This is a genomic window from Streptomyces apricus (assembly GCF_008369065.1).
Classification (GTDB): domain Bacteria; phylum Actinomycetota; class Actinomycetes; order Streptomycetales; family Streptomycetaceae; genus Streptomyces; species Streptomyces apricus.
In genome coordinates this window covers 108,412-133,941 of record NZ_VDFC01000040.1, presented here as the reverse complement: position 1 = coordinate 133,941, position 25,530 = coordinate 108,412, and the positions used below count along the sequence as shown (strand labels likewise).

The 25,530-nt window shown below is 69.1% G+C and carries 24 protein-coding genes, 1 tRNA gene and 4 pseudogenes; 12 read left to right on the top strand and 17 right to left on the bottom strand.

Annotated elements, in window-relative coordinates; translation table 11 throughout:
• The 3 genes from FGF04_RS13535 to FGF04_RS13525 form a co-directional block, all read left to right on the top strand.
• A partial coding sequence (locus FGF04_RS13535) for a DUF742 domain-containing protein (RefSeq protein WP_149512253.1) occupies positions 1–350 on the top strand: 350 nt, incomplete at its 5' end.
• Between the two features lie 73 nt (positions 351–423).
• Positions 424–1,017: a GTP-binding protein gene (locus tag FGF04_RS13530; RefSeq protein WP_235882322.1), complete on the top strand. Its 594-nt coding sequence runs from the start codon at positions 424–426 to the stop codon at positions 1,015–1,017.
• A gap of 55 nt (positions 1,018–1,072) precedes the next feature.
• Positions 1,073–2,326 carry a styrene monooxygenase/indole monooxygenase family protein gene (locus FGF04_RS13525; protein ID WP_149511554.1) on the top strand — a complete coding sequence of 418 codons (1,254 nt, stop codon included), beginning with the start codon at positions 1,073–1,075 and terminating at the stop codon, positions 2,324–2,326.
• 8 nt (positions 2,327–2,334) lie between these two features.
• On the opposite strand, the gene FGF04_RS13520 is transcribed toward FGF04_RS13525, so the two are convergent.
• The 4 genes and pseudogenes from FGF04_RS13520 to FGF04_RS13505 all read right to left on the bottom strand — a co-directional run bounded on the left by FGF04_RS13520 (position 2,335) and on the right by FGF04_RS13505 (position 5,567).
• Entirely contained in the window at positions 2,335–3,453 is a 1,119-nt protein-coding gene (locus tag FGF04_RS13520; protein WP_149511553.1) for a C40 family peptidase, read from the bottom strand.
• Positions 3,454–3,559: 106 nt separating this feature from the next.
• Positions 3,560–3,895, bottom strand: a complete 336-nt coding sequence (locus tag FGF04_RS13515; protein WP_149511552.1) for a hypothetical protein — start codon at positions 3,893–3,895, stop codon at positions 3,560–3,562.
• 10 nt (positions 3,896–3,905) lie between these two features.
• Positions 3,906–4,574 (bottom strand): annotated as a pseudogene (locus FGF04_RS13510) (TetR/AcrR family transcriptional regulator); the annotation flags it as partial.
• A 51-nt stretch (positions 4,575–4,625) separates the two neighbouring features.
• On the bottom strand, positions 4,626–5,567 hold the full coding sequence (locus FGF04_RS13505; RefSeq protein ID WP_149511550.1) for an AurF N-oxygenase family protein: 942 nt from the start codon (positions 5,565–5,567) through the stop codon (positions 4,626–4,628).
• Between the two features lie 172 nt (positions 5,568–5,739).
• Between FGF04_RS13505 and FGF04_RS13500 the strand changes: the two genes are divergently transcribed.
• Positions 5,740–6,846 carry a ferritin-like domain-containing protein gene (locus FGF04_RS13500; protein WP_149511549.1) on the top strand — a complete coding sequence of 369 codons (1,107 nt, stop codon included), beginning with the start codon at positions 5,740–5,742 and terminating at the stop codon, positions 6,844–6,846.
• Between the two features lie 48 nt (positions 6,847–6,894).
• Here the strand turns inward: FGF04_RS13500 and FGF04_RS13495 are convergent, their stop codons facing one another.
• The 4 genes from FGF04_RS13495 to FGF04_RS13480 all read right to left on the bottom strand — a co-directional run bounded on the left by FGF04_RS13495 (position 6,895) and on the right by FGF04_RS13480 (position 11,071).
• Complete coding sequence (locus FGF04_RS13495; protein ID WP_149512252.1) at positions 6,895–8,352, bottom strand: penicillin-binding transpeptidase domain-containing protein; 1,458 nt, start codon at positions 8,350–8,352, stop codon at positions 6,895–6,897.
• A gap of 17 nt (positions 8,353–8,369) precedes the next feature.
• Positions 8,370–9,866: an FtsW/RodA/SpoVE family cell cycle protein gene (locus FGF04_RS13490; protein WP_149511548.1), complete on the bottom strand. Its 1,497-nt coding sequence runs from the start codon at positions 9,864–9,866 to the stop codon at positions 8,370–8,372.
• 117 nt (positions 9,867–9,983) lie between these two features.
• Positions 9,984–10,346, bottom strand: a complete 363-nt coding sequence (locus FGF04_RS13485) for an SH3 domain-containing protein (RefSeq protein ID WP_149511547.1) — start codon at positions 10,344–10,346, stop codon at positions 9,984–9,986.
• A 215-nt stretch (positions 10,347–10,561) separates the two neighbouring features.
• Complete coding sequence (locus FGF04_RS13480) at positions 10,562–11,071, bottom strand: protein-tyrosine phosphatase family protein (protein ID WP_149511546.1); 510 nt, start codon at positions 11,069–11,071, stop codon at positions 10,562–10,564.
• 91 nt (positions 11,072–11,162) lie between these two features.
• Between FGF04_RS13480 and FGF04_RS13475 the strand changes: the two genes are divergently transcribed.
• Positions 11,163–11,966 carry a nuclease-related domain-containing protein gene (locus FGF04_RS13475; RefSeq protein WP_149511545.1) on the top strand — a complete coding sequence of 268 codons (804 nt, stop codon included), beginning with the start codon at positions 11,163–11,165 and terminating at the stop codon, positions 11,964–11,966.
• A 115-nt stretch (positions 11,967–12,081) separates the two neighbouring features.
• On the opposite strand, the gene FGF04_RS13470 is transcribed toward FGF04_RS13475, so the two are convergent.
• From FGF04_RS13470 to FGF04_RS13460, 3 genes are all read right to left on the bottom strand, one after another.
• A complete protein-coding gene (locus FGF04_RS13470) occupies positions 12,082–12,912 on the bottom strand; it encodes a DUF4142 domain-containing protein (protein WP_149511544.1) in 831 nt (276 codons plus the stop codon).
• Between the two features lie 144 nt (positions 12,913–13,056).
• Positions 13,057–13,260 carry a DUF397 domain-containing protein gene (locus FGF04_RS13465; protein WP_149511543.1) on the bottom strand — a complete coding sequence of 68 codons (204 nt, stop codon included), beginning with the start codon at positions 13,258–13,260 and terminating at the stop codon, positions 13,057–13,059.
• Complete coding sequence (locus tag FGF04_RS13460) at positions 13,257–14,141, bottom strand: helix-turn-helix domain-containing protein (RefSeq protein ID WP_149511542.1); 885 nt, start codon at positions 14,139–14,141, stop codon at positions 13,257–13,259. Before FGF04_RS13460 ends, FGF04_RS13465 begins: the two co-directional genes overlap by 4 nt.
• A gap of 249 nt (positions 14,142–14,390) precedes the next feature.
• Between FGF04_RS13460 and FGF04_RS13455 the strand changes: the two genes are divergently transcribed.
• Complete coding sequence (locus tag FGF04_RS13455) at positions 14,391–14,963, top strand: ATP-binding protein (RefSeq protein ID WP_235882321.1); 573 nt, start codon at positions 14,391–14,393, stop codon at positions 14,961–14,963.
• 34 nt (positions 14,964–14,997) lie between these two features.
• Here FGF04_RS13455 and FGF04_RS41045 read toward each other — a convergent pair.
• Both FGF04_RS41045 and FGF04_RS13445 read right to left on the bottom strand, forming a co-directional pair.
• Positions 14,998–15,254, bottom strand: a pseudogene (locus FGF04_RS41045) (DNA-binding protein); the annotation flags it as partial.
• Positions 15,251–15,514, bottom strand: a complete 264-nt coding sequence (locus FGF04_RS13445) for a CopG family transcriptional regulator (protein ID WP_149511540.1) — start codon at positions 15,512–15,514, stop codon at positions 15,251–15,253. The gene FGF04_RS13445 and the pseudogene FGF04_RS41045, both read right to left, overlap by 4 nt.
• Positions 15,515–15,955: 441 nt before the next feature.
• Here FGF04_RS13445 and FGF04_RS42050 point away from each other — a divergent pair, with 441 nt between their 5' ends.
• Complete coding sequence (locus FGF04_RS42050; RefSeq protein WP_408055614.1) at positions 15,956–16,129, top strand: site-specific integrase; 174 nt, start codon at positions 15,956–15,958, stop codon at positions 16,127–16,129.
• Positions 16,130–16,209: 80 nt separating this feature from the next.
• On the opposite strand, the gene FGF04_RS13435 is transcribed toward FGF04_RS42050, so the two are convergent.
• The gene (locus FGF04_RS13435) at positions 16,210–16,569 is read right to left on the bottom strand and encodes a hypothetical protein (RefSeq protein ID WP_149511539.1); all 360 of its coding nucleotides are present in this window, start codon (positions 16,567–16,569) and stop codon (positions 16,210–16,212) included.
• Positions 16,570–17,126: 557 nt separating this feature from the next.
• Between FGF04_RS13435 and FGF04_RS13430 the strand changes: the two are divergent.
• A pseudogene (locus FGF04_RS13430) lies at positions 17,127–17,818 on the top strand (transposase).
• A 378-nt stretch (positions 17,819–18,196) separates the two neighbouring features.
• Here FGF04_RS13430 and FGF04_RS13425 read toward each other — a convergent pair.
• The 3 genes from FGF04_RS13425 to FGF04_RS13415 form a co-directional block, all read right to left on the bottom strand.
• A complete protein-coding gene (locus FGF04_RS13425) occupies positions 18,197–19,957 on the bottom strand; it encodes a caspase, EACC1-associated type (protein ID WP_268893773.1) in 1,761 nt (586 codons plus the stop codon).
• 7 nt (positions 19,958–19,964) lie between these two features.
• On the bottom strand, positions 19,965–20,303 hold the full coding sequence (locus tag FGF04_RS13420) for an effector-associated constant component EACC1 (protein ID WP_149511537.1): 339 nt from the start codon (positions 20,301–20,303) through the stop codon (positions 19,965–19,967).
• A 565-nt stretch (positions 20,304–20,868) separates the two neighbouring features.
• Positions 20,869–20,940: transfer RNA gene (locus tag FGF04_RS13415), tRNA-Arg, on the bottom strand.
• A 92-nt stretch (positions 20,941–21,032) separates the two neighbouring features.
• On the opposite strand from FGF04_RS13415, the pseudogene FGF04_RS13410 reads away from it, so the two are divergent.
• The 4 genes and pseudogenes from FGF04_RS13410 to thrC form a co-directional block, all read left to right on the top strand.
• Positions 21,033–21,455, top strand: a pseudogene (locus FGF04_RS13410) (DALR anticodon-binding domain-containing protein); the annotation flags it as partial.
• Positions 21,456–21,544: 89 nt separating this feature from the next.
• Positions 21,545–22,936 (top strand): diaminopimelate decarboxylase, encoded by a 1,392-nt coding sequence (lysA, locus tag FGF04_RS13405; RefSeq protein WP_149511535.1) that lies wholly within the window; start codon positions 21,545–21,547, stop codon positions 22,934–22,936.
• 153 nt (positions 22,937–23,089) lie between these two features.
• Positions 23,090–24,388, top strand: coding sequence for a homoserine dehydrogenase (locus tag FGF04_RS13400; RefSeq protein WP_149512251.1), 1,299 nt, complete (start codon positions 23,090–23,092; stop codon positions 24,386–24,388).
• Positions 24,389–24,394: 6 nt separating this feature from the next.
• Positions 24,395–25,453: a threonine synthase gene (thrC, locus tag FGF04_RS13395; RefSeq protein ID WP_149511534.1), complete on the top strand. Its 1,059-nt coding sequence runs from the start codon at positions 24,395–24,397 to the stop codon at positions 25,451–25,453.
• Positions 25,454–25,530 lie beyond the last annotated feature (77 nt).

The window sequence follows — 25,530 nt, the reverse complement described above, 5'->3', positions numbered from 1 at the left end:
GCGTACGCCCCTACTCGCTCACCGGCGGCCGCACCCGCTTCGGGCACGTGCTGCTCGTCGAGACGTTCGTGGCGGCCCTGGAGGCCCCGGAGGAGCGCCGTGAACTGGAGAATGGTTCACTCTCCACCCGGGTGATGCCGGAGATGAGGGCCATCGTCGAACTCTGCCGCCGGATGCGCACGGTGGCCGAGATCGCGGCCCTCCTGAAGATGCCGCTCGGCGTGGTCCGGGTGCTCCTCAGCGACCTGGCGGACCAGGGCAAGATCCGTGTGTACGGAACGGGTCACGGTCCGGGACAGCCCGACCGTGCTCTGCTGGAAAGGGTGCTGAGTGGACTCCGTCGTCTCTGACGTCTCCCGCGTCTCGGATGCCTCCCGATCGTCCGGCCTCCCCGGGACCGAAGCCGGAGCCGGCTTCCACGTCGTGGAGCCCGACGAGGAGCTGAAAGCCTGGCAGAAGGACCGGACCCGCGCGCCGATCGCCACGAAGATCGTGGTGGCGGGCGGTTTCGGGGTGGGCAAGACCACCCTCGTGAGCACCGTCTCCGAGATCACGCCCCTCCAGACGGAGGCGCTGATGACACGGGCGAGCGAGGACGTCGACGACCTCAGCTCGACCCCGGAGAAGACCACCACCACCGTGGCCATGGACTACGGCCGCATCACGCTCGACGACGACCTGGTGCTGTACCTGTTCGGCACGCCCGGGCAGCAGCGGTTCTGGTTCATGTGGGACGACCTGGTGCGCGGGGCGATAGGCGCCGTGGTCCTCGCCGACACCCGCCGTCTCAAGGACTGCTGGCCGGCGCTGGACTACTTCGAGAGCTGCGGACTGCCGTACGTCGTCGCCGTCAACCACTTCGACGGCAGCGAGCGGTTCGAGCCGGACGACGTGCGGGAGGCGCTCACGATCCCCCGGCACATACCTGTCATGATCATGGACGCGCGCCGCCGGATCTCGGTCATCGAGAGCCTGCTGGCGCTGGTGGGCCACGCCCTCGACACCAGCCCCGAGTAGCCCGGCCCGGCCGGCGCCGGCTCCGGAGCACGATGCACGCACAGTGAGGACCAGTATGCGGAAGATACTCGTCGTCGGAGCCGGTCAGTCCGGACTCCAGCTCGCCCTCGGACTCCAGTCCCACGGGTACGAGGTCACCCTGATGTCCAACCGGACGGCGGACGAGATACGCACCGGGCGGGTCATGTCCACCCAGTGCATGTTCCACACGGCGCTGCAGCACGAGCGCGACCTCCAGCTGAACTTCTGGGAGTCCCAGGCCCCGCGGATCGAAGGGCTCGGCGTCTCGGTCGCGGCCCCCGGCTCCTTCGACCCGGGCCCCTCGCAGCGCGCCATCGACTGGGTGGGCAGGCTGGACGGGTACGCGCAGTCGGTCGACCAGCGCGTGAAGATGGCCGGCTGGATGGAGACGTTCGCCCAGCGGGGCGGCCAGCTCGTCATCCACGGCGCCGCGGTCTCCGACCTCGACTACTTCGCCCGTACGTACGACCTGGTCCTCGTCTCGGCGGGCAAGGGCGAGCTGGTGTCGATGTTCGGCCGCGACGCCTCGCGCTCCCCGTACACGCAGCCGCAGCGCGCGCTGGCCGTCGCGTACGTGCACGGTCTGGGCCCGCGGCCCGAGCACCCGGAGTTCGACGCGGTGCGCTGCAACCTCGTCCCCGGCGTCGGCGAGCTGTTCGTCATGCCGACGTACACGCTCTCCGGGCGGGCGGACATCCTCTTCTGGGAGGGCATACCCGGCGGTCCGCTGGACGTCTTCCAGGGGGTGAAGGACCCGGCCGAGCACCTCTCCCTGACGCTGGAACTCATGGAGCGGTTCACGCCGTGGGAGTACGCGAGGGCGACGAAGGTCGAACTCACCGACGCGGGCGGCACGCTGTCCGGCCGCTACACCCCGACCGTCCGCACCCCGGTGGGCCGGCTGCCCGGCGGGGGCCTGGTCCTGGGCGTCGCCGACGTGGTCGTGGCGAACGACCCGATCACCGGCCAGGGCTCCAACTCGGCCGCCAAGTGCGCCGCCTCCTACCTCGACTCGATCCTCGGCCACGGGGACAAGGAGTTCGACGAGGCGTGGATGCGGGCCACCTTCGAACGCTACTGGGACACCGCCCAGCACGTCACGAAGTGGACGAACGCGATGCTCGGCCCGCCGCCGGAGCACGTCCTGAACCTGATCGGCGCGGCCGGCGAACTCCAGCCGGCGGCCGACCGCTTCGCCAACGGGTTCGACGACCCGGCCGACTTCGAGAACTTCTTCTACGAGCCGGAGAAGACGGGGGCGTACCTGGCGTCCGTCGCGGGTGGCTGAGGGGCGCTCTACGTGAGGTCGTGGCCCTCGTCCGGGCCGGTCCGTGCGTCCTTGGGGAGCCTCGGTGGTGTGTAGTGCCGCAGGGGCTCTCCGGACGGGTCCGGGCGGACCGCGCCCAGGACCGGGTTGGCCGCGAGCGGGGAGACCTTGATCCGCGCGCCCGGACGGGGTGCCTGGACCACCAGCCCGTCGCCCAGGTACAGCGCCACGTGGGTCGCCTCCGGGAAGTAGACGACCAGGTCGCCCGGGCGCAGGTCGGTCAGCGGCACGCGGGTCAGCCCGGCCCACTGCTCCTGGCTGGTGCGGGGGACGGTGCGGCCCGCGGCGCCCCAGGCCTGCGACGTGAGCCCCGAGCAGTCGTACGCGTCCGGGCCCTCGGCGCCCCACTCGTAGGGCTTGCCGATCTGGTCCACGGCGTAGCGCAGGGCCGCGGCGCCCTCCCGGGTGGGCCGGCCCGTGCCACTGAGCGCCCCCGACGCCACCAGCTCCTCCTGGGCCTCGGCCACCCCGGCCGCCTCCAGCTCGGCCACCTGCGAGAGCTGCTCCTCGGTCAGCGAGGCGAGCAGTTCCTCGACGTCGTCCAGCCGCTCCCGTACGAGGTCGCGGTCCCTCTTCTGCCGTTCGGCGAGGGCGAGCCGGCGGTCGAGCGCGGTACGGGCCCGGCGGGCCAGCTCGCCGGCCCGCCGCTCGCTGCCCGTCAGCCGCCGCACCGTGCCGGCCCGCCGGAGCGAGACCTGCCGCAGCACCTGGCCCTGGTCGAGGGCGTGCTCCGGGTCCCGGGCGAGCAGCAGCCGCACGTACGGGCCGATCTCGCTCGTGCCCTGGTACTGCTGCCGGGCGAGGCGTCCGGCGGCGCCGCGGCTGTCGCGCAGGGAGAGCCGGGCCTTCGCGAGCCGGCCGTCGATCCTCGCGACCTCGGCCCGCTGCCTGCGCAGCTTCTCCTCGGTCGCGTTGTACGCCTCGGCGGCCGCCTCCGCCTCCCGGTACAGCCGCTGGAGGTCCGTGAGCAGCTCGGCCACGGGCCGCTCGTCCGGCACGGGGGCCGCGGCCGCCCCGGGCGCCGGCGCGAGGACCGCGCCGGCCGCGATCGCCGCCGTACAGACCAGGCGCAGAAGCCTTCCTGACACGTCATCACCTCCGGTGCGGGGCGGCCCTTCCGCTCCTCCGCACCGTGAGCATCGGGCGCCCGCGCGCACCGCGCGCGCCGGCCGTGGGCGGTCCGGCCCAACCGCGTCACCCGTGGGTGTCCTCCGGCTTGCCGTCCGGCGTGGTGTCTGGCGTGGCGTCCGGCACCGGGTCCGGTGCCGGGTCCGGCTTCGACCACGGCCACCTGATCCGGCCGGCGCGGCCCGTGGGGTCGTACACGTACTTCCACCCCTGGTGCAGACCGAGCTTCCGGCTCGCGCCCGCCTGGACGCGGAGGTAGACCAGGACCGTGGGCGGGCCGCCCGCCGCGTCCGGCACCGGGACCCGGTACGCCTTCGGGGGGTGCCCGGTCGGGCCGAGCAGGACCGGCAGCACGCGGCCGTCCAGGGGGCCGCCCTCGAAGGGGGTGTCTTCGCTCTTCACGCAGCCAGTGTCACAGCAGGTGCGCCGCGTCGCTCACCACGGGCAGCACCCGGCGGGCGAGGGAGCCCATCGGCCCGTCCGCGGACTCCAGCGGCAGCGCGGCCCGCACCGCCGCCGCGGTCTGCTCGTCGCGGGCGGCCGTCGCCACCAGGCACGCCACGAACTGCTCGACGAGCCAGTCGCGCAGCTCGTCCAGCGGGGGCTCCTTCTCCTCGTCCAGCCAGATCAGCGAGGCCGCCTCGACGGCCGTGATCCACATCCGGACGGTCAGCCGCAGCCGGTCGCCCGGCGGCTCCTGCGTGCCCAGGTGGCTGAGGATGTGCTCGGCAGCGGCCCGCCGCACGCCGTCCACGATGGCCGTGGTCCGCGAGGTCTCCACCACGCTGCCGCCCTGGAGGAGCGCGCTGAAGCCGGCGTCGTGCTGGTCCACGAAGGCCAGGTAGCGGTCTAGCGCGTTGGACAGGCGGCGGGTGAGGGGGCCGTCCGGCGGCTCGGCGAAGCAGTGTTCCAGCTCCTCGGCGGCCGAGCGCAGGGCGGCCTCGTACAACTGCTGCTTGCCGCCGGGGAAGTAGCGGTACACCAGGGGGCGGGAGACGCCGGCCGCCTCCGCCACGTCGTCCAGGGAGACGTCCTCCGGGGCCCGGACCGCGAACAGGGACAGCGCGGCGTCGAGGAGCTGGCGGCCGGTGGGGGCTGGTCGCGCAGTTCCCCGCGCCCCTTGAGGGGCGCTTCAGGCCAGCAGGCCGCTCGACTTCCACAGGCGGCGGCCCGGGCCGCGCAGGACGCCGATGTCGTCCAGGAAGTCGGTGAGGCGCTTGGAGCCGGTCTGCATGACCTCCCGGCGGTGGCCGCTCGCCTTCACCTGCGCCATCGCCTCCCGCCGGTCGAGCCCGACGTTCGTGTAGACGTCGGGGTTGACGAAGGCGACCGAGAAGACGCGGGCGAACTCACCGGAGGTGATCCGGGTGAACTCCTGCGACCAGCGGGGCGCGGTCATCATCTGGCGGCGCAGCTCCTCGCGCGCGTACCGCACGTGCCGCGCCTCCTCCACCACGTGGATCCGCGTCACGCCCCGGATCAGGGGCTGCACCCGCTCGTCCGGGAACGTCAGCCGCTGCATCCAGTCGAGGACCTCCTCGCCCAGCAGCGTGGCCGTGAACGAACCCGGCGTCGTGGACACCGTTTTGAAGAAGCGGCCCAGGTTCTGGTGCGCGCGGCTCACCGGGTAGTGCGGCGTCCCGCCCCGGCCGATCAGGCGCGCGAACATCTTCGAGTGCCGGCACTCGTCCTCGATCTCGGTCAGCGCGTAGCGCACGTGCGCGCTCGTCGCCGGCTTGTCGTAGATGTGCCGCACCAGCAGCTGCATCAGGATGATCTCGAACCAGATGCCCAGCGAGGCGAGCGCCGCGGCCTCGTGCTGCGAGAGCAGGATCCGCTGCTCCTCGCTCATCCGCTTCCACATCGGGGTGCCGTAGAGCGACACCAGCTCCGGCGGCCAGAACCACTTGCCCTCCTCGAAGGGCGCGTCCCAGTCCAGCTCCTCGTCCGGGTCGAACGAGTGCTTCGCGGAGGAGTCGAGCAGCCGCTCGGCCACCTGTTCGCGGTCCTTGAGCAGGCCGAGCGCGTCGCGCAGACCCTCGACTGCGCCCTCGTCCGTCGTCACGGTCGTCATGGCTGTGCCCACCTCGTCGTACCTCGTCGTACCGGAAGCCGCTGGTTCGGTGATCGGCCGGCGGTCGGGGTTACCACCGGTCACGTCTTATGAGACTGCTCGTCAGCAAGCTCGTCAATCCCTTCCGCTCAACTTGTTGACCCCTCGTCCACCACGTGTGAGCCTGCGGGACATGCCGACCTACGACCTGTACGCCATGGACCCCGGAGCTCCCCTCTGGCAGGTGCCCGCGACCGGCGCGGCACGGTTCAGCTGGGAGTACGACGAAGGGCGCGAGCGTCTCCTCGCCCTCTACCAGAAGGGCAAGGACAAGCAGTGGGACGCCCAGAAGCGCATCGCCTGGGACCTGGAGGTGGACCCCTGCGACCCGCTCGGCACCCCCGACGAGGCCATCTCGCTCTACGGCACGCCGTACTGGGCCAAGATGAACGACCGCGACAAGGGCGAGCTGCGCAAGCACTTCGCCTCCTGGCAGTTCAGCCAGTTCCTCCACGGTGAACAGGGCGCCATGGTCTGCGCGGCCCGGATCGTCGAGTCCGTGCCCGACCTGGACGCCAAGCTCTACTCGGCCACCCAGACGATGGACGAGGCGCGGCACGCGGAGATCTACTCCCGCTTCCTCCACGAGAAGATCGGGATGGTCTACCCGGTCAACGACAACCTGCGGGCCCTGCTCGGCGACACCCTGGCCGACTCGCGCTGGGACATGCCCTACCTCGGCATGCAGGTCCTCATCGAAGGACTGGCCCTCGCCGCGTTCGGCCTGCTCAGGGACACCACCGACAAGCCGCTGCCGAAGCAGATCCTCGCGTACGTCATGCAGGACGAGGCCCGCCACGTGGCCTTCGGCCGCATGGCGCTGCGCGACTACTACAAGCAGCTCACCGACGCCGAGCGCCGCGAGCGCGAGGACTTCGTCATCGAGGGCTGCTACCTGATGCGCGACCGCCTGCGCGGGGTCGAGGTCCTGGAGAACTTCGGCATCCCGACGCCGGAGGCCGAGGAGTACAGCGAGCGGTCCGAGTTCCTGGCGATCTTCCGCCAGCTGCTGTTCTCCCGCATCGTGCCCTGCGTCAAGGACATCGGCCTGTGGGGCAAGCGCCTCCAGCAGGCCTACGTCGACATGGGCGTCTTCGAGATGGGCAACACCAACCTCGACCTCCTGATGACCCAGGACGAGGAGATCGCCGAGCAGCTGGACGCGGAGCGCTTCGCGGCGGAGGAGGAGGCGAGGGTCGCCGAGGTGGCCGAGGCGATCCGGGTGGGGGCGGAGCCCTAGCCCTGGCCCTGGCCCGGTTGGTTTTCGGGCTCGGGCGGCGGTAGGCCGTCAGTGGTCGAGCACGGCCTCCATCACCGCCCGGGCGATCGGCGCCGCGTCCCCGCCGCCGCTGATGTCGCCCCGGTCGGCCGCCGCGTCCTCCACGACGACCGCGACGGCCACCGCCGGCTCCATCGCGTCGTCGGCCTGCGCCCAGGAGATGAACCAGGCGTAGGGCGTACCGGAGTTGTGGAGGCCGTGCTGGGCCGTGCCGGACTTGCCGCCGACCGTGGCACCCGGGACGGCGGCGTTGGTGCCGGTGCCCTTCTCCACGACGTCCGTCATCAGCTCGCGCAGCCGTACCGCCGTGGCCGGATTCATCGCCTGGTGCAGGGTCCGCCGCCCGGTGGCGGACACCGTGTCGCCGTCGTCCGTCGTCGTCCGCTCCACCAGGTGCGGCGCACGCACCGCGCCCTGGTTCGCGACGGCCGCGGCCACCATCGCCATCTGCAGGGGCGTGGCCCGGGTGTTGTACTGGCCGATCGAGGAGAGCGCGAGCTGCGCCGCGTCCACCCGGGTGTCGAAGGTGCTGGGGGAGACCCGGAACGGGATCCCCAGCCCGTGGTCGTTGAACCCGAATCCGGCCGCCGTCGTCCTCATCGCGTCCACGCCCACCGCCACCCCGAGCCCCGCGAAGACCGTGTTGCACGACCACTGGAAGGCGTAGCGCAGCGAGGCGTCCGCGCACCCGACGACCTCGTTCGTCAGCCGCGCCGAACTCCCCGGCAGCCGGTACGGGTCCGGGGAGCGCGTCGGCTCGTCCACGTCGCGCACCACGCCCGAGTCCAGGGCCGCGGCCGCGGTCACCACCTTGAAGGTCGACCCCGGCGGATACGTCTGCCGCACCGCCCGGTTCAGCATCGGCCGGTCCGCCGCGCCGTTCAGCCGCGCCCACGCCCGGGCGACCTCCGGGCCCGTCCCCGACAGCTCCCCGGGGTCGTAGGAGGGGGAGGAGACCAGGGCCAGGATCCGGCCGGTGGACGGTTCGAGGGCGGCCACCGCACCGCGCCGGCCGCCGAGTCCCGCGTACGCCGCCCGCTGCGCCCGGGCGTCCAGGGTCGTGACCACGTGGCCGCCGGGGTCACGGGCCCGGGTGAGGTCGTCGTACAGCGGGAGCGGCGAGAGCGCGGGGTCGGTGCCCGACAGGATGCCGTCCGCGGCGTTCTCCAGCAGGGCCGTCCCGTACACCTGCGAGGCGAAGCCGGTGACGGGCGCGTACAACGGGCCGTCGCGGTACGTCCGTTCGTGGCGGAACCGCTGCCCGGAGTCCCGCGAGCCGGTGACCGCCCGGCCGCCGACGAGGATGTCGCCCCGCGGCTGCCCGTAGCGGGCCAGGTCGTGGCGGCGGTTGGCGGGGTTCGCGTCGTACGCCCCGGCCCGGACGATCTGGATCCGGACGGCGTTCACCAGGAGCGCGAGCAGGAGGAGCGCGCAGAAGGCGGCGGTGTGCCGGATGTACCGGGTCATGGGGCGTCCGTTGCCCGTCATGGCGCATCCTCCCCGCCGTCCGGCCCGCGTGTGCGGTGTCCCGGTTCCGGTTCCTCCTCGGAGCGGCCGCGGGCCGAGTCGCTGAGGCGGATCAGCAGGGCGACGATGACCCAGTTGGTGACCACCGACGAACCGCCCTGCGCGAGGAACGGCATGGCCATGCCGGTCAGCGGGATCAGGCCCGTCACCCCGCCCGCGATCACGAAGACCTGGAGCGCGACGATCGAGGCGAGCCCGGTCGCGAGCAGCCGCCCGAAGGGGTCGCGCACGGCGAGGCCCGTCCGCAGGCCGCGCTCCACCAGCAGCCCGTACAGCAGGAAGATCGCGCTGAGACCGGCCAGGCCCAGCTCCTCCCCCGCCGTGGCCAGGACGAAGTCCGACTTCACCGCGAAGCCGATGAGGATCGAGTGGCCGGCGCCGAGCCCGGTGCCGAGGAAACCGCCGGCGGCGAACGCGAAGAGCGACTGCGCGAGCTGGTTCGGGCCCCGGCCCGCCTCGATCGACGCGAACGGGTGCAGCCAGTCCTCGACCCTGCTGTGCACGTGCGGTTCCAGCCAGCCCACGGCGACGGCCCCGCAGGCCGCCAGCAGCAGCCCCACCGCGATCCAGCCGGTGCGGCCGGTGGCGACGTACAGCAGGATCACGAAGAGGCCGAAGAACAGCAGGGACGTGCCCAGGTCCCGCTCCAGCACCAGGACGCCGACGCTCAGCAGCCAGACCGCGAGGATCGGGCCGAGCACCCGCCCGGTGGGCAGTTGCAGCAGCCAGACGCGACGGCCCGTGTACGCGAGCGCGTTGCGGTTGGCGGCCAGGTACCCGGCGAAGAACAGCGCGAGCATGACCTTGGCGAACTCGCCCGGCTGGATGGAGAACCCGGCCACCCTGATCCAGATGCGGGCGCCGTTCACCGCGGGGAAGAAGATCGGCAGGACCAGCAGGGCGAGCGCGGCGGCGACGGACACGTACGTGTAGCGCTGGAGCACCCGGTGGTCGCGCAGGAGCACCACCGCCGCGATGAACAGGCCCACGCCCAGCGCCGACCAGACGAGCTGGGTGGGCGCCGCCCGGTCGGCCGGGGTCTCCAGGTCGAGCCGGTGGATGAGGACCAGGCCCAGGCCGTTGAGCAGGACGGCGATCGGCAGCAGCAGCGGGTCGGCGCGGGGGGCGCGCAGGCGGACCGCGACGTGCGCCAGGAGCGCGAGCGCGCCCAGCCCGGCGCCGTGACCCGCGGCGCCGGGCGGGACGGATCCGGTCCGGGCGAGGCCGACCTCGCAGTAGCCGTACAGGCAGAGCAGGACGGCCATGACGACGAGGGTGAACTCGACGCCGCGGCGCCGGGGTCGGGAGAGGCGCACGGCGGGGTCCGGGGGATCCGCCTGCACGGTCGCTCCGGGAGGTCCGGTGGGTCCGGGGGTGCCGGAGGCTGCGGGTGTTCCCGTCGGTCCGGTCGTTCCGGTCGGTCCGGCCTTTCCGGCTGTTCCGGGCGAGATCATGTCCGGAAGTTAGCAAGGGGTTCGTCCGATGTCCTGTTATGTCCGGACGGTCGGATCGCTCCGGCTGCTCCGGTCGCTCCGGTTGCCGCGGTCACCCGGGTGTCCCCGGGCGGGTGTTCAGCACCAGCGGGGCGAGGCGCCGATGTTGTCGATGTAGTGGGCCGACCCCCAGGCCCAGGTGCCGTCCGCGAGCAGGTACCACACATGGTTGCCCTTGATCTTCTCGCCGGGCGTCTTGCAGAAGATGGAGACGACCTCGCCGTGCTCGGCGAAACCGATGACGGCGCTGCCGCGGGTCGGCTTGTCGCGCAGGTTCAGGCCGCCGGGCGCGTTGACGCGGCCCTTGTGGTACTTCTGGTGGCCGCCGTCGGGGTGGTGGCCCCAGTCGTCACCGGCGAGCGCGGGGCTCGCGGCGCCGACGACGAGGGCGCCGCCGGCGGCAGCTATGCAGAGGCGGGTGAGGGCGGTACGCAGGGACATGGCGGGCTCCTCCGGGGTGGGGTGACCAGCGGACTGGCGGACTAACCGCCACGCTAAGAGCCCGCTGCGCGGACCGCCCGTCACACTGAGCCATCGGGATGCCGGGGGCCTCGTGGCGGGCTTCGCCCTTAAGGGGCGCGGGGAACTGCGCGACCGGCCACGACGTACCCGCGCCCGGCATGCGGTGGGCCCTGGGGCGCCCTCCCCGGGAGGGGCTACTCGGCGAGCTCCTCCAGGAGCCGGGCCGTCGCCAGCCCCGTCCGCAGGTACGCCACGAACAGCTCGTTGTGCAGCGCCCACGGCGACCGGCGGACCCGGATCAGCCGTATCGCCTCGTCGGCCGAGTACCCGGCCAGGACCAGGGCGTGCGCGACGACCAGCCCCGAGCGGTTGTAGCCGTGGAAGCAGCGCACCAGTACGCGCCGGCCGTCGCCGAGCGCCTCGCCCGCCGTCTCGGCCAGCCGCATCACGCCCGCCAGCTGGGTGCCGTCCAGCGGCCCGTCCGGGATGGGCCACACATGGTGCTCGACACCGGGGGCGGGCCCGTGGCCGGGCATGCGCAACAGGGTCAGCACCAGATCGAACTCGTCGTGCACGACGGCGAACTCCGGATCTCCTCCGGACCGGCCCGCGTACTCGTGCCCGCCCATCCACAGGCCGGGCACGATCTCGCTCCACGGGCTGTCCGGGGCCGGCACATCGGGTTGGTTCCTGCGCGTGCGCAACGGCGCCTCCCCCTCCAACTGCTCCCAAAGGTAACCGGGTTCTTGCCCCTGGAGCACCCCGCCTGTTCCCATGGTCGTGGGGTGATGGTGCATGAAAGGACTGCGCGTCATACCGACCTGGCGGCACGGCCGGGAACGGCTCTACGTCTGCCGCACGGACGGCAGGAACCTCGCCTGGTACGACAGGGAGGCGGCCCGGGTCAACCTGCTCAGCGAGGAGCGCCGCGAGGACGTGCTCGACGCGCTCGGGCCGTTCCTGACCGGGGAGGTGACGGTCGGGCCGCCGCCGGTGCCGACCCCCGCCGAACTCGCCCGGCTGTCGCTGCACCCGGACGACGACCTCGCGCCGAACCGGCCCGGTGAGGCGCTGCAGTCCGTGCTCGACCACGAGCCCGGTCCGCAGCGGCGGCTGCGGGCGGACCCGCGGCGGCGGGCGCTGGAGGCGGAGCTGGCGGTGGGGGAGGCGCTGGACCGGCTGGAGGGTGCCGGGTGGCACACCCTGCACTCGGTGCCGCTGCCCGGCGGGGACCGTGTCCACCATCTGGTGATCGGGCCGGGGGGACTGTTCGCCGTGCACACGGTGTACGCCCGCAGGCAGCGGGTGATCGTCGCGGACCCGATGGTGCGGGTGGGGCGGCTGGAGGCGCGGCCGCTGCTACGGGAGGTCCGAGCGGACGCGGACCGCGCGTCGTACGCGCTCACCGCGGAGGTGCGTCCCGTACTGGCCTTCTTCGCGGCCAGGGACGTGTCGGTGACGGCACCGCTGCGCGAGGCGCGCATCCTGCTGGACACCGACGTGACGTCACTGGCCCGGGCGGGCGGTGTCCTGAAGCCGGCGGACATCGAGGCACTGCACGCGATGGCCCGTGACCGAGGGACGTGGGTGCGGGTCTGAGGCCTCTCGCTTCGACACCGGCTGCGGCTGGGCGGGGGCTGATCGCGCAGTTCCCCGCGCCCCTGAAAAGCGCGCCGGCGCATGTGGGTGCGGGGAACGGCGCAGTCTTTGTCTTTCAGGGGCGCGGGCAACGGCGCAGTCTTTTGCCTTTAGGGGCGCGGGGAACGGCGCAGTCTTTTAGGGGCGCGGGGAACTGCGCGAGCAACCCAAGACGGCCCGCACCCGGCATCCGGCCCCCGCCACCCACGTCGAGCCCTTCGGGCCTGTCGAGCACGAGGACGGGTGAACCGGGCTGAGGTGCGGGCGGGGTCACTTCGGCCTTGGGGAGCTTGGGCGGGGAGGTCTGCTGGAAGGTGACCTGGTCGTAGTTGACMAGGTCGGTCTTCTCCAGCACGGTGATGTGGTCGAGGACGGTGTCGTTGGCGAGGTCGGCCAGCTGACGGACCATGGTGTTCTTGGTGTTGGCGCGGATCTTGGCGATGACGGGGAAGATCTGCCCGTGCGTCACGCGCATGATGTTGACCGCGGTCGTGTCGAACTGCTTGCCGGTGCTCCCGTCCACGGTCGCGACGAACTGCTGTTGCTGCGGACTGGCCTGGTTGGGCAGGGTGACGCCCAGCTCGGGGGCGATCTTCCGGCACATCTCGTCGAGCCCGGAGTGCCCGGCGACGAGGTGTTTCCCGGCCTCCTTCATGGCGGGGGMGGTCCCGCGCTCCATGGCCATGAGCCCGAGAGGGTGCTCCCAGAGCCCGGCGGCCCGCACCTTGACCACAAAATCCCGATCGGCCTCGGTCAGGGGCCCGTACCGGGTGTTGGCGATGATCCGGTCCTGCCCGGTGGTGGTCTTCTCCACCCCGAGGAACGCCGGATAGGCAAGCGCGGCAAGCGTCACGCCCAGCCCACCGATCACGAACACGGTCCCTGCGGTGCGTTGCGAAACCCGCATGCTGCCTCCTGAGACGAACGACTCGGTCACAGGGGATACGTACGAGAAGCACAGAGCAATCATTGCCCAGACTAAATTTTGCACTCGCGTGGATTTGGGCCGACCGAACATGAGGGCACCGCCGGGCCTGCGGCCACCGTGGATTCAGCGCAGGTGATCGACGAAGGTGGTCCATGCACCGCGGGAGAAGACGAGTACGGGACTGGCGGGACGCTTGCTGTCGCGGACGGGTATGAGGTGGGCGAGGTTGACGGCGACCTCGACGCACTCGTTGTTGCCGCCGCTGTAGGTGCTGCTGCGCCACCTCGCACCCGACGGACCCGGCGTGCTGTGGCGTAGGCGATTCATGCTCTGTGCTCCTTGGACCTGCGTCGGATGACGGCGCGGGATTCCATCGGGGAGAGCGCGGACGTGCGAGCGGCATCGAACAGGTCCTGGTAACGGGCGACTTCCGCCTCCCGCTCCAACCAGATGGAGCCGGTCGGGTTGTCCGCCAGCACCACGTCCAGCGCTGCTTCCTCCGGGAACCCCAGTACTACGTACGGGCCGAACATACTCGCGTGGGCTCCCCGTACGAACGGCAGCACCTGAAGGGTCACGTTGGGTCGTTCGGAGACGGCCAAGAGGCTCTCCAGCTGCGCCTGCATCACCTGAGGTCCGCCAACCTGTTGCAGAAGGACGGCCTCTGACAGCACGGCCCAAAGCTGCAGAGGAGAGTCGCCGGTGAGCCGTTCCTGACGAGCGAGTCGCACCTGTACGAACTTCTCGATCTCGTCTGCTGTCTGCCACTGCCGCGAGGCGACCGTCACGGCACGGGCGTACTCCGGGGTTTGGAGCAGACCGGGGACAAGCTGCGCCTGGAACGTGCGGATCTCCCCGGCCATGGCTTCCAGCGCGATGTAGTCGCGGTACGTGTCGGCGAGAACAGCCCCGTACTGGTTCCACCAGCCCTGCCTGCGGCGGCGGTTGGCGCTGCGGGCCAGCGCACTCAGCCGCTCCAACAGGGCGGGATGTGCCGCCTCGTACGCGTGCAGCATGGCTGTCAGGTCCGGAAGCCGGACCGCCACACGGCCGTTCTCGATCCGGCTGATCTTGCCCTTGGTGCAGTCGAGGGCCTCAGCCGCCTGAGTGGTGGTCAGCTTGGCTGCCTCGCGCAACCGGCGCAGCTCGTCACCGAGTTGGCGTCCAAGCACGGTCGAGGGGTTCGGGGCGGTGCTCTTGATAGACACGCCAACACCTCTAGCAGAGTCATGGATACGGCAGGACCTGCGGTAACTCGAAAGGGGGAAGATTGCCGCCATCTTAATCGGCAACGTTGCAGATTGAGTTGGTACGCCTACATGCTGCTGTCCATGGACATCGGCACCCACGGCCGACCGGCCGTCTCTGTGGGTCTCCGACCAGGCGTCGACCCCCTGGGGGCTGTCATGGCTGCACAGAACGAAGTCACCTTTCGGCTCACGCGTTCCCGTCGCAGCGTGCCGAGAGCGCGAGCACTGGCACACGCCGTGCTCGGAGAATGGGGCATCGACCAAGACGTACTGGACACCGCGGAGTTGCTGCTTTCCGAGCTGGTGACCAACGCCCTGCGAGCGCACGCCCCGAGCGGCCGACAGGTCGGCGTCCGGATCGCGCGATCAACGGAGGAGGGCCTGCTGATGATGGAGGTCAGCGACGAGGCCCCGGGCCGCCCCGAAGTACGCACGCCCGGTGACGACGAGACCGGCGGACGTGGGCTGTTGCTGGTGGAGGCACTGGCCCACCGCTGGGGCGTAGAGGAACACGAGGCCGGTACCGGAAAAACGGTATGGGCCGAACTGAAGGCCCCGGACCTCGTCGCCGAGCCCGTCGAGCGGGAGATCGCGGCGGCCATGGTCCGCCCGGACCACCTGCTGAGGGTATGGGGCGAGTGGCGCACGGTCGTCGGCACCTGCAGCGAACAGCGCAACGGGGACGACCCCACCCTGGTCCTGAGCCTGGACGAGGGCCCGCCGCTACGAGTCCGGGCAACCGAACCACTCACGGTCCGACACCACGAGAAGGACTCATGAGCGCGCAGCACGCCGAGCCGCCATGCCTGCGTTCGGCCCTGACGCTGAGCATGGCGTCGATGGTGTGCTTGTGGCCGTGCAGGCCGGCGTCGGCGACCATTTCAGGGCCGGACGATTGATTCGTGGGTGAATAACTTCCACGAGAGTGGCTGCGGAAGTGATCACCCGCAGGTCATCGGCGCGGGCGAGGGCGAGCCAACCGATGACCGTTCGGTCGCACAGGACGGCCTTGGCAAACCCTTCGGGGTCGAGGACCAAGGTGCCGCCGAGGCTGGCGGAGCAGAAAGTCAGGCGACGTTTGTCCCGCCTCGGGCCTGCTGCTGTCGGGCTTGGCGGAGCTGGTCACGTAGAGCGTGCACCTCGTCATCGCTGACGGGGCCGTGTTCGGCCTCTGCCACCGTGATGAGTTCATCGAGATCGTCCCGCTCGATCTGGCGGGCGACGGCTGCGGCGACGTAAGCGGACAGTCCGGAGGGGCCGCTGCGGGCCTTGGCGGCTTCGGCGATATCGCGAGGCATGGTGATCGAGTACTTGCCGATACGCTCGCTCATGCGATCTATCCCACCTTTGATCATCCAGGGCTCGGTCCTCCACCGACAGTTTCCACGGCCGACCTCGCGTATCGCAGCGGCCTCCTCGCGCCGGAGCACGGTGTCCCTGCCGGACGCGGGTTGGGGCACGCTGACGCTGCGGGAGACACGTCCCATCTCCGGCAAGCAGTGGACCGACTCGGGGGAGCGGCACGACCGCCGGAGCCTGAAGGCGCGGGAGGCAGACACGGACCGTCCGGTCCCCATCCCACCCGTCCTGGTCACCATCCTGCGGACCCACCTGAAAGAGTTCGAGACTGCCAAGGAAAGTCGTGTGTTCGGGAACGAACGCGGGGGAGTGGTCGGCTCGTCTATGTACTGGCGCGTGTGGGAAGAGGCACGACTGTTCGCGCTCCCGCCGGACCGCGTCGAATCGCCGCTCGCCCCTACGACCTGCGGCACGTGTGCATCACGCGATGGCTAAATGCCGGGGTCCCGATCGCTGAAGTGGCCCGGCGGGTCGGCAACTCCCCCGAAGTGATCCACCGCCGGTACTACGGCTGCATCGACGGGCACGAGGAAGCTGCCAACGCGAAGATTGCACAGGCGCTGGAAGAGGAAGGTGACATGCCGTAGCTCGTGGTGATGTCGCGCCCCTGACCGCATGACGAAGGCGCTCCCATCTGATGGTGGGGCGCCATGCGCATTCCATCAGATCAACACTTACCTGGTAGGGCGGCTGGGGTGTCGCATGCGGCGGCAATGTCCAGGCCGTCAATGAACGCTTGGTGGAACGCGAGGTTGTCGAGCGACTTGCACACTTCGGGTGTCTCGGTGGCGTCTTTCCAGCCTGCGATGTCGAGGTTCCAGTCTTCCCAGCCGGGAGCTGCCTCGGCGACGGCGTCCGTGCACTGCTGGCTGATCTCTTCTTCGCTGAGGACCTGCGTAGCGGTGACGCTGGCGGGCGCCTTGGGTGTTGCTGCTTCCGGCTTGGCGTCGTTTTTGTCGTTGCTGGAGCAGCCGACGGTGAGTCCGGCGATTAGCAGGGCAGTGGTGATGATGGCGGTGTGGCGCATGGGTCCCCCAGGGATGGCGCTGTTGGGGAAGGCATCATTCCCGGCACTGGGGGGCATGTGGGGTGTTGTGGCGAAAATGAGTCCTACCTGATTCTTCAGCCTCAGTCACTGGAGAGGAAGCCATGGCTACTGAGTGGATCGAAGACATCCACGGGCTCAGGTGCCCAAATTGCGAGGCACGCCTATTGGCGAAGGGGCGCCGGTTTCGTCCAGTGGGCAGGACTGACCCTGTCGACCTTCAGGACGGCAGCACCCCGCCCAGGTGCCCGAACGGTCACGAGTTGCCGAGCGAGCAGGATCTGTACGCATGGCGTGACGCGCACGGCTTCAAGCCTGAGGAGTAGGGCGTAAGTGCGCGCCGTGCCTCAATGCATGTATCGCAGACAGTGCGCGAACAGTGAGGGTTTTCAGGGTGGCCCCCGGGCGGGTGACGACGGGACCGTAGGCAACGGACAGGGCTCCCGTGCTGTTGAGAGAGGTGTCTAGGTCTCAACTCTCCAGCTCAGGAGCCCTGTTGGTCCCGTATCCTGCCGCATGCACTCGTGGAGTGGGTGACGATGCTGATCGTCACCCGTGAGGGTGACCGGCGCTGCAAACTCCGGCCGTCCGAGCGTCTGTGATCGCTCTCGCGTACCTGCGCTGGCGCGACCCGCTGGCTCAACTCGCCGCGGGTTTCCGTATCTCCGTCGGCACCGCCCACGCGTACGTCACCACCGTCGTCGAGCACCTGGCCGACAAGGCGCCGGGCCTGCTGAAGGTCCTGCGAGAGACAGACCCCGACTATGTTCTCGTGGACGGCACGCTCGCCGAATGCGACCGGGTCGGCGACGGGCGCGCGGACTACTCGACGAAGCACAAACGCCACGGCGTGAACGTGCAGGTCATCACGGATCCGGCCGGTCGCATCCTGTGGCTCTCACCCGCCCTGCCCGGCCGAACGCACGACCTGACCGCCGCCCGCACCCATAAGATCATCAAGATCTGCGAGCGCCAGGGAGTCCCCGTCCTCGCCGACATGGCCTACATCGGTGCGGGCGAGTGGGTCACCACTCCCAAACGCCGGCCACCCCAGGGCGAACTCACCTCGACCGAGCAGGCGGCCAACCGGGCTTTGTCCGCGGCCCGTGCACCCGTCGAACGAGGAATCGCCCGCCTCAAATCCTGGCGAATCTTCCGCAGCGCCCGATGCAGCCCAAACCGCATGACGTCAATCCCTAAGGCCGTCCTCACCCTGGAGCGGCACCGCTGAAAGAGCTCACTGAATGAGAAGGAAACTGAGACGGAAGGACGTGCAAGGCGGTGACATCCGGATCCGCCGCACACAACCAACAGCCAGCATCTCCCGGTGAACACCGCCTGGGCCTCAGCCGACGACAGTTGGCCACGACGCCGGGTGCGCCGACTGATTAGGCGTGTGTGTCTCGCTGCACCCCCATCCGTCTCAGCCACGCTGCTATGTCGTCAACCAGAGCAAGCCGGGACGGCCGTCCCGTAATAACGCCGTCTGCACACTCAGCCTGGGAAGCTACGTTCGGCAAGATCCTAATGGTGTGCTGACCTGTACGTATGAAGCCCTAGCGCGGGCTCCGTTCGCTTTCACCGTGGTTCCCCGCTGTTCCCTGAAGAACTACTCGGAAATCGTCATGGGCTCTATTTTGCATGCGAAGCGAAGGATCTCTGTTGCAACCTCTTCGAGTAGCTTGTCAGCACCGCATGAGAGATATGAAATCCTGGCCTGCTCGTTATTGAATCCGAGCAAAATCTTTTTTCCCACTGCGCCGACTGGCTTACAATCTTGAGACAACAGATACCAAAAAGTCCGTCGCCGTTTTCCGACTTCATCTAGCACCTTAGGCCAGAGTTCTTGAATCCGTTGAAAGTCTTCCGGAGGGGGCGGCTTGCGCACTGGAGGCCAAGCAATTGAAACAGGTTGAGGTCTTTCGGCATGCCGTGACTCGGTTCGTGCAGCAGTGTCGTTTGCCCGAAAAGTGGGCCATTGGCCAGGGCGTCTTACCGTAGAATTCGATCTCAGATGATTCTGGCCATGATTAAGGCCGGTGGCAGCGCCTACTCTGACCTTCCAATTCAGCCCGAAGTCTTCCCTGATTACATTGCCGAGAAGGTTGTCGATTCCATTCGAACGGTAAGAATTTTCAGCCGCTTCATTACTGAAAGCAAGCTCAAGAATCTCGCCGTTGAAGGATGCAATCCTGACATTTTGAGTCAGAATAATCCACGCGAAGCGTCGCCGCTCCTTTATTCTATTCAGAATCTCTTTCCATATGATTTCTACATGCCCTGTTTGTGGAGACTCGCGCGACGCGGCTACCATTGGCCAGGTCTGTCGTACAGTTGGCCAAATTTCGGGTCCTGTAAGGTCGCCGGGAGTAGGCGTTGGATCGACCGCTTCTGCTTTTTCGGGCAAGCTGCCTGCGGCCTCACCGGAGGCTGCTTCTGACATTGGTTTATGCCATAGTGCGCCAGTGTGGGGAGATTGCGCAGAAAGCCGATGGAGCCGAGCTTCATCGGCCCCCGAGGAAGCTCCGTCCGCGCCGCCTCGAATCTCCTTAGCGAGAAAGTTGGCCTCGCTTTGAGATTCGGGGATCATGGAGGGGGTCACGGGAATGGTGTTGCTTGTACGCAACTCTCCCGCGCGCCCGAACGAGTTTCTGGCCAATGCAAGTTTTCCAAGAGAGTTGCGCACCCGCTTATGCGGCAGAGGCCGGGATTTAGCGCGGAGCTCCCTATGCAAATGGCTGAATACGGTATCCAGGTCCAATAGATCGCACTTGGGTTCTGGAATACCCTCGCTGAGCAGGCGAATTAGTTCGCCGGTGAATACTGTAAATCCGCTACCGTCTTCTGCCATAGCGGATTCCGTTTCGCCTGCGGCAGCGATAAGGTACGTCCCTTCGATGAGGGCGTCATCGGCGATGCTGCTAGCAGGATCTGTCATAGTGCCGAGAGCGCTGGCGGCATAGCAGCAGTCGAGGATCACAACTCGGCGATTTGCTGTCGATCCCAGCAATGTTTCTCGAATATCATTGTAGTCGGTGGAAGTGTGTGGTGCGCCCGTGCGAGAGGTTGACCGGGTAAGGCGCAATTCCCCTCTATTCGGGCCCTTGAGTCCGTGGCCAGCGTAATAAATTAGTAGCGCATCTGATGCTTCCTCGGCAGCATGCAGAATGGGGTCCACCAATTCCTCTGGCGTGCGAGGGTCGTGCACGACCGCGCAGTGTTCCGGTGAAAGATTCCATGAAGCGGAACTGGTGAGAATTCCCCTTAAAGCTTCGATGTTATTTCGCACCGTAGCCAGTCTGGGCAATTGCGTATAGTCGCTCACGCCAATTAGTACTGCGCGAGAATATTTGGAGCGAGGTAGGGTCACGGAATAACTACTCTGCACTCAGCGAGCGGATCATGCGCTCAAGTGTTTCCGTGTCACTTCCTTCAATCGTTACAGATTTTCCGTTATGCTCAATTGTCACGCGAGGTGCTTGAGTCCGAGTTTTTCGCCAGGCGGCGTAAGTGATCGAGAAGGTGGAGATCTGCCAGAAGTTATCTGTGACCAATTGAAGAACGGAAAATGCATCGGCCCCCATTGCTCCGGGTTGGGGCTGTGAAGTCTCCCAAAACACCTTCGAATGCTGGCGAACCTTTGGATCTTCGAGAAGCCACGTGCGGAGTGAGCGCAACTCTTCCTCAGCACCCCGGCCAACCATGCTGATCCGCATCACGGTCTCAACCCCCTGACCCACTAACTGGCTTAGTCGCAGTACAGCTTAGGTCAACTTCCGTTCGTGCTGACAGTTCTCTGAGGAACGGAGAAGAAGGCGCACTAGCTCAGGGCGATGAAGCGGCTTTGGCGCAAGTGATCATGGCTCCGTAAAGTCGTGGAGCCGACCGCCCCGCCACGATGTGGCCCTTCTCTGGCGTCAGGCGGCTGATTGCCATGAGCCCGGCCGGGAGCTGGGCCGCGCGCGGGGAGCGGAGCGAGCCGCCTTGAAGGGTCTGGGGGGAGTAGGGCGACACCTGGAAGTGAAACGGTCCGCAGGACCGATGGACGTGAGCCCTGGAGAGATCCGGGGCTTTCGCCATGTCTGCACGGCTACGCTGACGAGACGGGAAGACAGCCTCTGACGTGCGGGGTCCCTCTGAAAGATCAACACGCTATTACAACGTGATCACCGGCAAACGGCTGCTTTCGGCGGCCTCCGCCTGCGCACGGCCGCACATACGCCAAGACCCCGTCCTCAGCGAAACCGCTGATGGCGGGGTCTTTGGGCACCTACTACGAGGTGCCCCCGGCAGGATTCGAACCTGCGCACACGGCTCCGGAGGCCGTTGCTCTATCCCCTGAGCTACGGGGGCGTGTCGGGCGCTGTGGTTGCGGCGACGGGTAGAACCCTACCAGCTCTTTCGGGGTCGTCATGAACAGGTTTTGGGGGTGGGGGAGAGGGTCCCACGACCGGCCCCGCATCACCGACGAGCACCTCGTCCAGCGGGAGGGGAACCCCTTCTTCCGGGTCCGTTACGCACACGCCCGCACCCGGGCCCTCAGCCGTAACGCCGCCCAGCTCGGATTCACCGGTGTTCCCGGCACGGAGGACGGTGCCGGAGTCGAAACCGGTGCCCTCCTCGACGCCCTAGACACCTACCCCCACGCCCTCGCCGCCGCCGCGCGCCACCGCGCGCCCGACCGGCTCACGCGGCACCTCGTCACCGTCGCCGACGCGCTGCTCGCCTTCCAGCACACCGTCCTCCCGCTCGGCGACGAGAAACCCTCGGCCGCCCACCGCTCCCGGCTCGCGCTCGCCGAAGCCGCCGGGACGGTGCTGGCCGGCGGCCTGTCCCTGCTCGGCATCGACGCGCCAGAACACCTCTAGATGCGCCCCGGAGCATTTCTCGACATGCCGAATGTCTCCGGAGCACGTCTGGAACACCTCGTAGAACATCTCTGAGAGAGCCCACAGACATGAGCCGTTCCGCACACCCCGCCGGGCCCCGCCACGCCGACGTCCTGCCCGAGGGCCACTACTCCGCCCCGGCCGACGACCTCAACGTCCTCGACCCGAAGGTCTGGGCGCAGACCGTGACGCGTACCGAGGACGGCTCGGTCAGCGTCGGCGGGATCGACGTGTCGACGCTCGCCGAGCAGTTCGGCACCCCGGCGTACTTCCTCGACGAGACCGACTTCCGTGCGCGGGCGCGCGCCTGGCGCACCGCCTTCGGGCACGACGCCGACGTCTTCTACGCCGGCAAGGCCTTCCTCTCCCGCGCCGTCGTGCGCTGGTTGCACGAGGAGGGGCTCAACCTGGACGTCTGCTCCGGCGGCGAGCTGGCCACCGCCCTCTCCGCCGGCATGCCCGCCGACCGCATCGCCTTCCACGGCAACAACAAGTCCGTGGCGGAGATCACCCGGGCCGTCGAGGCCGGCGTCGGGCGCATCGTCCTCGACTCCTTCCAGGAGATCGTGCGGGTCGCGCACATCGCGCAGAGCCTCGGCAGGCGGCAGCGCGTGCAGATCCGCGTCACCGTCGGCGTCGAGGCCCACACGCACGAGTTCATCGCCACCGCGCACGAGGACCAGAAGTTCGGGATCGCGCTCGCCGACGGACAGGCCGCCGAGGCCGTACGGCGCGCGCTCGCCCTCGACGGGCTTGAGGTCATCGGCATCCACTCCCACATCGGGTCGCAGATCTTCGACATGGCCGGGTTCGAGGTGGCCGCGCGGCGCGTCGTGTCGCTGCTCGCCGCGATCCGCGACGAGCACGGCATCGAGCTGCCCGAGATCGACCTCGGCGGCGGCCTCGGCATCGCCTACACCAGCGACGACGACCCCCGCGAGCCCCACGAGATCGCCAAGGCGCTCGGCGAGATCGTGACGCGCGAGTGCGAGGCCGCGAAGCTGCGCACGCCCCGGATCTCCGTCGAGCCCGGGCGCGCCATCGTCGGGCCCACCGCCTTCACCCTGTACGAGGTCGGCACCATCAAGCCCCTCGAAGGGCTGCGCACCTACGTCTCCGTCGACGGCGGCATGTCCGACAACATCCGTACCGCGCTGTACGACGCCGAGTACAGCGTCGCCCTGGTCTCGCGTACGAGCGACGCGGAGCCCATGCTGGTGCGCGTGGTCGGCAAGCACTGCGAGAGCGGGGACATCGTCGTGAAGGACGCCTTCCTGCCCTCCGACCTGGCGCCGGGGGACCTCATCGCGGTGCCCGCCACCGGCGCGTACTGCCGCTCGATGGCCAGCAACTACAACCACGCCCTGCGTCCGCCCGTCGTCGCGGTCCGCGACGGCGAGGCCAGGGTCATCGTCCGCCGCGAGACCGAGGAGGACCTGCTGCGTCTCGACGTCGGCTGACCCGGACGACAGGCGGGTCCGGCGGAAGATCTCCTGTTTTCCGCCCCCGCGTAAATGAAATAGACATCTCACGATCCGGACGTGGGGCAGAAACCCCCGTCCGGTGAGTGAGACTGGTCCCACCGTGACGGTAAGAGGAAACGAGGTCGGATGATGCGTACGCGTCCGCTGAAGGTGGCGCTGCTGGGCTGTGGGGTCGTCGGCTCAGAGGTGGCGCGCATCATGACGACGCACGCCGACGACCTCGCCGCGCGCATCGGGGCCCCCGTCGAGCTGGCCGGCGTGGCCGTGCGGCGGCCCAGCAAGGTGCGTGCGGGCATCGACCCCGCCCTCGTCACCACGGACGCGACCGCGCTGGTGAAACGGGGGGACATCGACGTCGTCGTCGAGGTCATCGGCGGCATCGAGCCCGCCCGCACCCTCATCACCACCGCCTTCGAGCACGGCGCCTCCGTCGTCTCCGCCAACAAGGCGCTGCTCGCGCAGGACGGCGCCGCGCTGCACGCGGCGGCCCAGGACCACGACGCGGACCTCTACTACGAGGCCGCCGTCGCCGGCGCCATCCCGCTGATCCGCCCGCTGCGCGAGTCCCTCGCCGGCGACAAGGTCAACCGGGTGCTCGGCATCGTCAACGGCACCACCAACTTCATCCTCGACAAGATGGACTCCACGGGCGCCGGCTACCAGGAGGCCCTCGACGAGGCCACCGCCCTCGGGTACGCGGAGGCCGACCCCACCGCCGACGTCGAGGGGTTCGACGCGGCAGCCAAGGCCGCCATCCTCGCCGGGATCGCCTTCCACACGCGCGTGCGCCTCGACGACGTGTACCGCGAGGGCATGACCGAGGTCACCGCCGCCGACTTCGCCTCGGCGCGGGCCATGGGCTGCACCATCAAGCTGCTCGCCATCTGCGAGCGGGCCGCCGACGGGGGATCGGTGACCGCGCGGGTGCACCCCGCCATGATCCCGCTGAGCCACCCGCTCGCCTCGGTGCGCGGCGCGTACAACGCCGTGTTCGTCGAGTCGGACGCCGCCGGGCAGCTCATGTTCTACGGGCCGGGCGCGGGCGGCGCCCCGACGGCGTCCGCCGTCCTCGGTGACCTGGTGGCCGTGTGCCGCAACAAGCTCAGCGGCGCGACCGGGCCCGGCGACTCGGCGTACGCCCGGCTGCCCGTCTCGTCCATGGGCGAGGTCGTGACCCGCTACCACATCAGCCTCGACGTGGCGGACAAACCGGGCGTCCTGGCCCAGGTGGCGACCGTCTTCGCCGAACACGGGGTGTCGATCGACACCGTTCGTCAGCAAGGACGGCAGGACGGAGGCGGCGATGCCTCCCTCGTGGTCGTCACGCACCGCGCGTCCGACGCGTCCCTGACGGGGACCGTCGAGGCGCTGCGCAACCTCGACACCGTGCGGGGTGTCGCCAGCATCATGCGGGTTGAAGGAGAGTAACGAGCAATGACCCACCAGTGGCGCGGAATCATCGAGGAGTACCGGGACCGGCTGCCGGTCTCCGGCACCACGGAGGTCGTCTCGCTCCGTGAGGGCGGTACGCCGCTCGTACCGGCGCAGGTGCTCTCCGAGCGCACGGGCTGCGAGGTGCACCTCAAGGTCGAGGGTGCCAACCCCACCGGGTCCTTCAAGGACCGGGGCATGACCATGGCCATCACGCGGGCCAAGGAGGAGGGCGCGAAGGCCGTCATCTGTGCCTCCACGGGCAATACGTCCGCCTCGGCGGCCGCCTACGCCGTGCGCGCCGGAATGGTCTGCGCCGTGCTCGTCCCGCAGGGCAAGATCGCGCTCGGCAAGATGGGCCAGGCCCTCGTGCACGGCGCGAAGATCCTCCAGGTCGACGGCAACTTCGACGACTGCCTCACGCTCGCGCGCAGCCTGTCCGACAACTACCCGGTGGCGCTGGTCAATTCGGTCAACCCGGTGCGCATCGAGGGCCAGAAGACCGCCGCGTTCGAGATCGTGGACATGCTGGGCGACGCCCCCGACATTCACGTCCTGCCGGTGGGCAACGCGGGCAACATCACCGCGTACTGGAAGGGGTACACCGAGTACGCCGCCGACAAGGTCGCCGCGCGCACCCCGCGGATGTGGGGCTTCCAGGCTTCCGGGTCCGCCCCGATCGTGCGCGGCGAGGTCGTCAAGGACCCCTCGACGATCGCCACCGCGATCCGCATCGGCAACCCGGCCTCCTGGCAGTTCGCGCTGGCCGCGCGGGACGAGTCGGGCGGCTTCATCGACGAGGTGACGGACCGTGAGATCCTGCGCGCCTACCGTCTGTTGGCCGCGCAGGAGGGCGTCTTCGTCGAGCCGGCCTCCGCGGCCTCCGTCGCCGGTCTGCTCAAGGCCGCCGAGCAGGGCAAGGTCGACCCGGGCCAGCGCATCGTCTGCACGGTGACCGGGAACGGCCTCAAGGACCCCGACTGGGCCGTCGCGGGCGCCCCGCAGCCGGTCACCGTCCCGGTCGACGCGGCCACGGCCGCCGAGCGCCTGGGTCTCGCGTAACCGCACCACACGGCACACACGCCCGACAGGGCACAGGAAGAGGCACCCGGCAGGGGGTGCACATGCGGGCTTACGAC

What these genes read in the sequence shown, in the direction of transcription:
- thrC (WP_149511534.1), top strand. Translation starts at nt 24,395, where the DNA reads ATGACCCACCAGTGGCGCGGAATCATCGAGGAGTACCGGGACCGGCTG.
- FGF04_RS13500 (WP_149511549.1), top strand. Translation starts at nt 5,740, where the DNA reads ATGCCGACCTACGACCTGTACGCCATGGACCCCGGAGCTCCCCTCTGG.
- FGF04_RS13435 (WP_149511539.1), bottom strand. Translation starts at nt 16,569, where the DNA reads ATGCGCCACACCGCCATCATCACCACTGCCCTGCTAATCGCCGGACTC.
- FGF04_RS13420 (WP_149511537.1), bottom strand. Translation starts at nt 20,303, where the DNA reads ATGCGGATCAGCATGGTTGGCCGGGGTGCTGAGGAAGAGTTGCGCTCA.
- FGF04_RS13525 (WP_149511554.1), top strand. Translation starts at nt 1,073, where the DNA reads ATGCGGAAGATACTCGTCGTCGGAGCCGGTCAGTCCGGACTCCAGCTC.
- FGF04_RS13475 (WP_149511545.1), top strand. Translation starts at nt 11,163, where the DNA reads ATGAAAGGACTGCGCGTCATACCGACCTGGCGGCACGGCCGGGAACGG.
- FGF04_RS13400 (WP_149512251.1), top strand. Translation starts at nt 23,090, where the DNA reads ATGCGTACGCGTCCGCTGAAGGTGGCGCTGCTGGGCTGTGGGGTCGTC.
- FGF04_RS13490 (WP_149511548.1), bottom strand. Translation starts at nt 9,866, where the DNA reads ATGATCTCGCCCGGAACAGCCGGAAAGGCCGGACCGACCGGAACGACC.
- FGF04_RS13485 (WP_149511547.1), bottom strand. Translation starts at nt 10,346, where the DNA reads ATGTCCCTGCGTACCGCCCTCACCCGCCTCTGCATAGCTGCCGCCGGC.
- FGF04_RS13465 (WP_149511543.1), bottom strand. Translation starts at nt 13,260, where the DNA reads ATGAATCGCCTACGCCACAGCACGCCGGGTCCGTCGGGTGCGAGGTGG.
- FGF04_RS13445 (WP_149511540.1), bottom strand. Translation starts at nt 15,514, where the DNA reads ATGAGCGAGCGTATCGGCAAGTACTCGATCACCATGCCTCGCGATATC.
- lysA (WP_149511535.1), top strand. Translation starts at nt 21,545, where the DNA reads ATGAGCCGTTCCGCACACCCCGCCGGGCCCCGCCACGCCGACGTCCTG.
- FGF04_RS13505 (WP_149511550.1), bottom strand. Translation starts at nt 5,567, where the DNA reads ATGACGACCGTGACGACGGACGAGGGCGCAGTCGAGGGTCTGCGCGAC.
- FGF04_RS13495 (WP_149512252.1), bottom strand. Translation starts at nt 8,352, where the DNA reads ATGACCCGGTACATCCGGCACACCGCCGCCTTCTGCGCGCTCCTCCTG.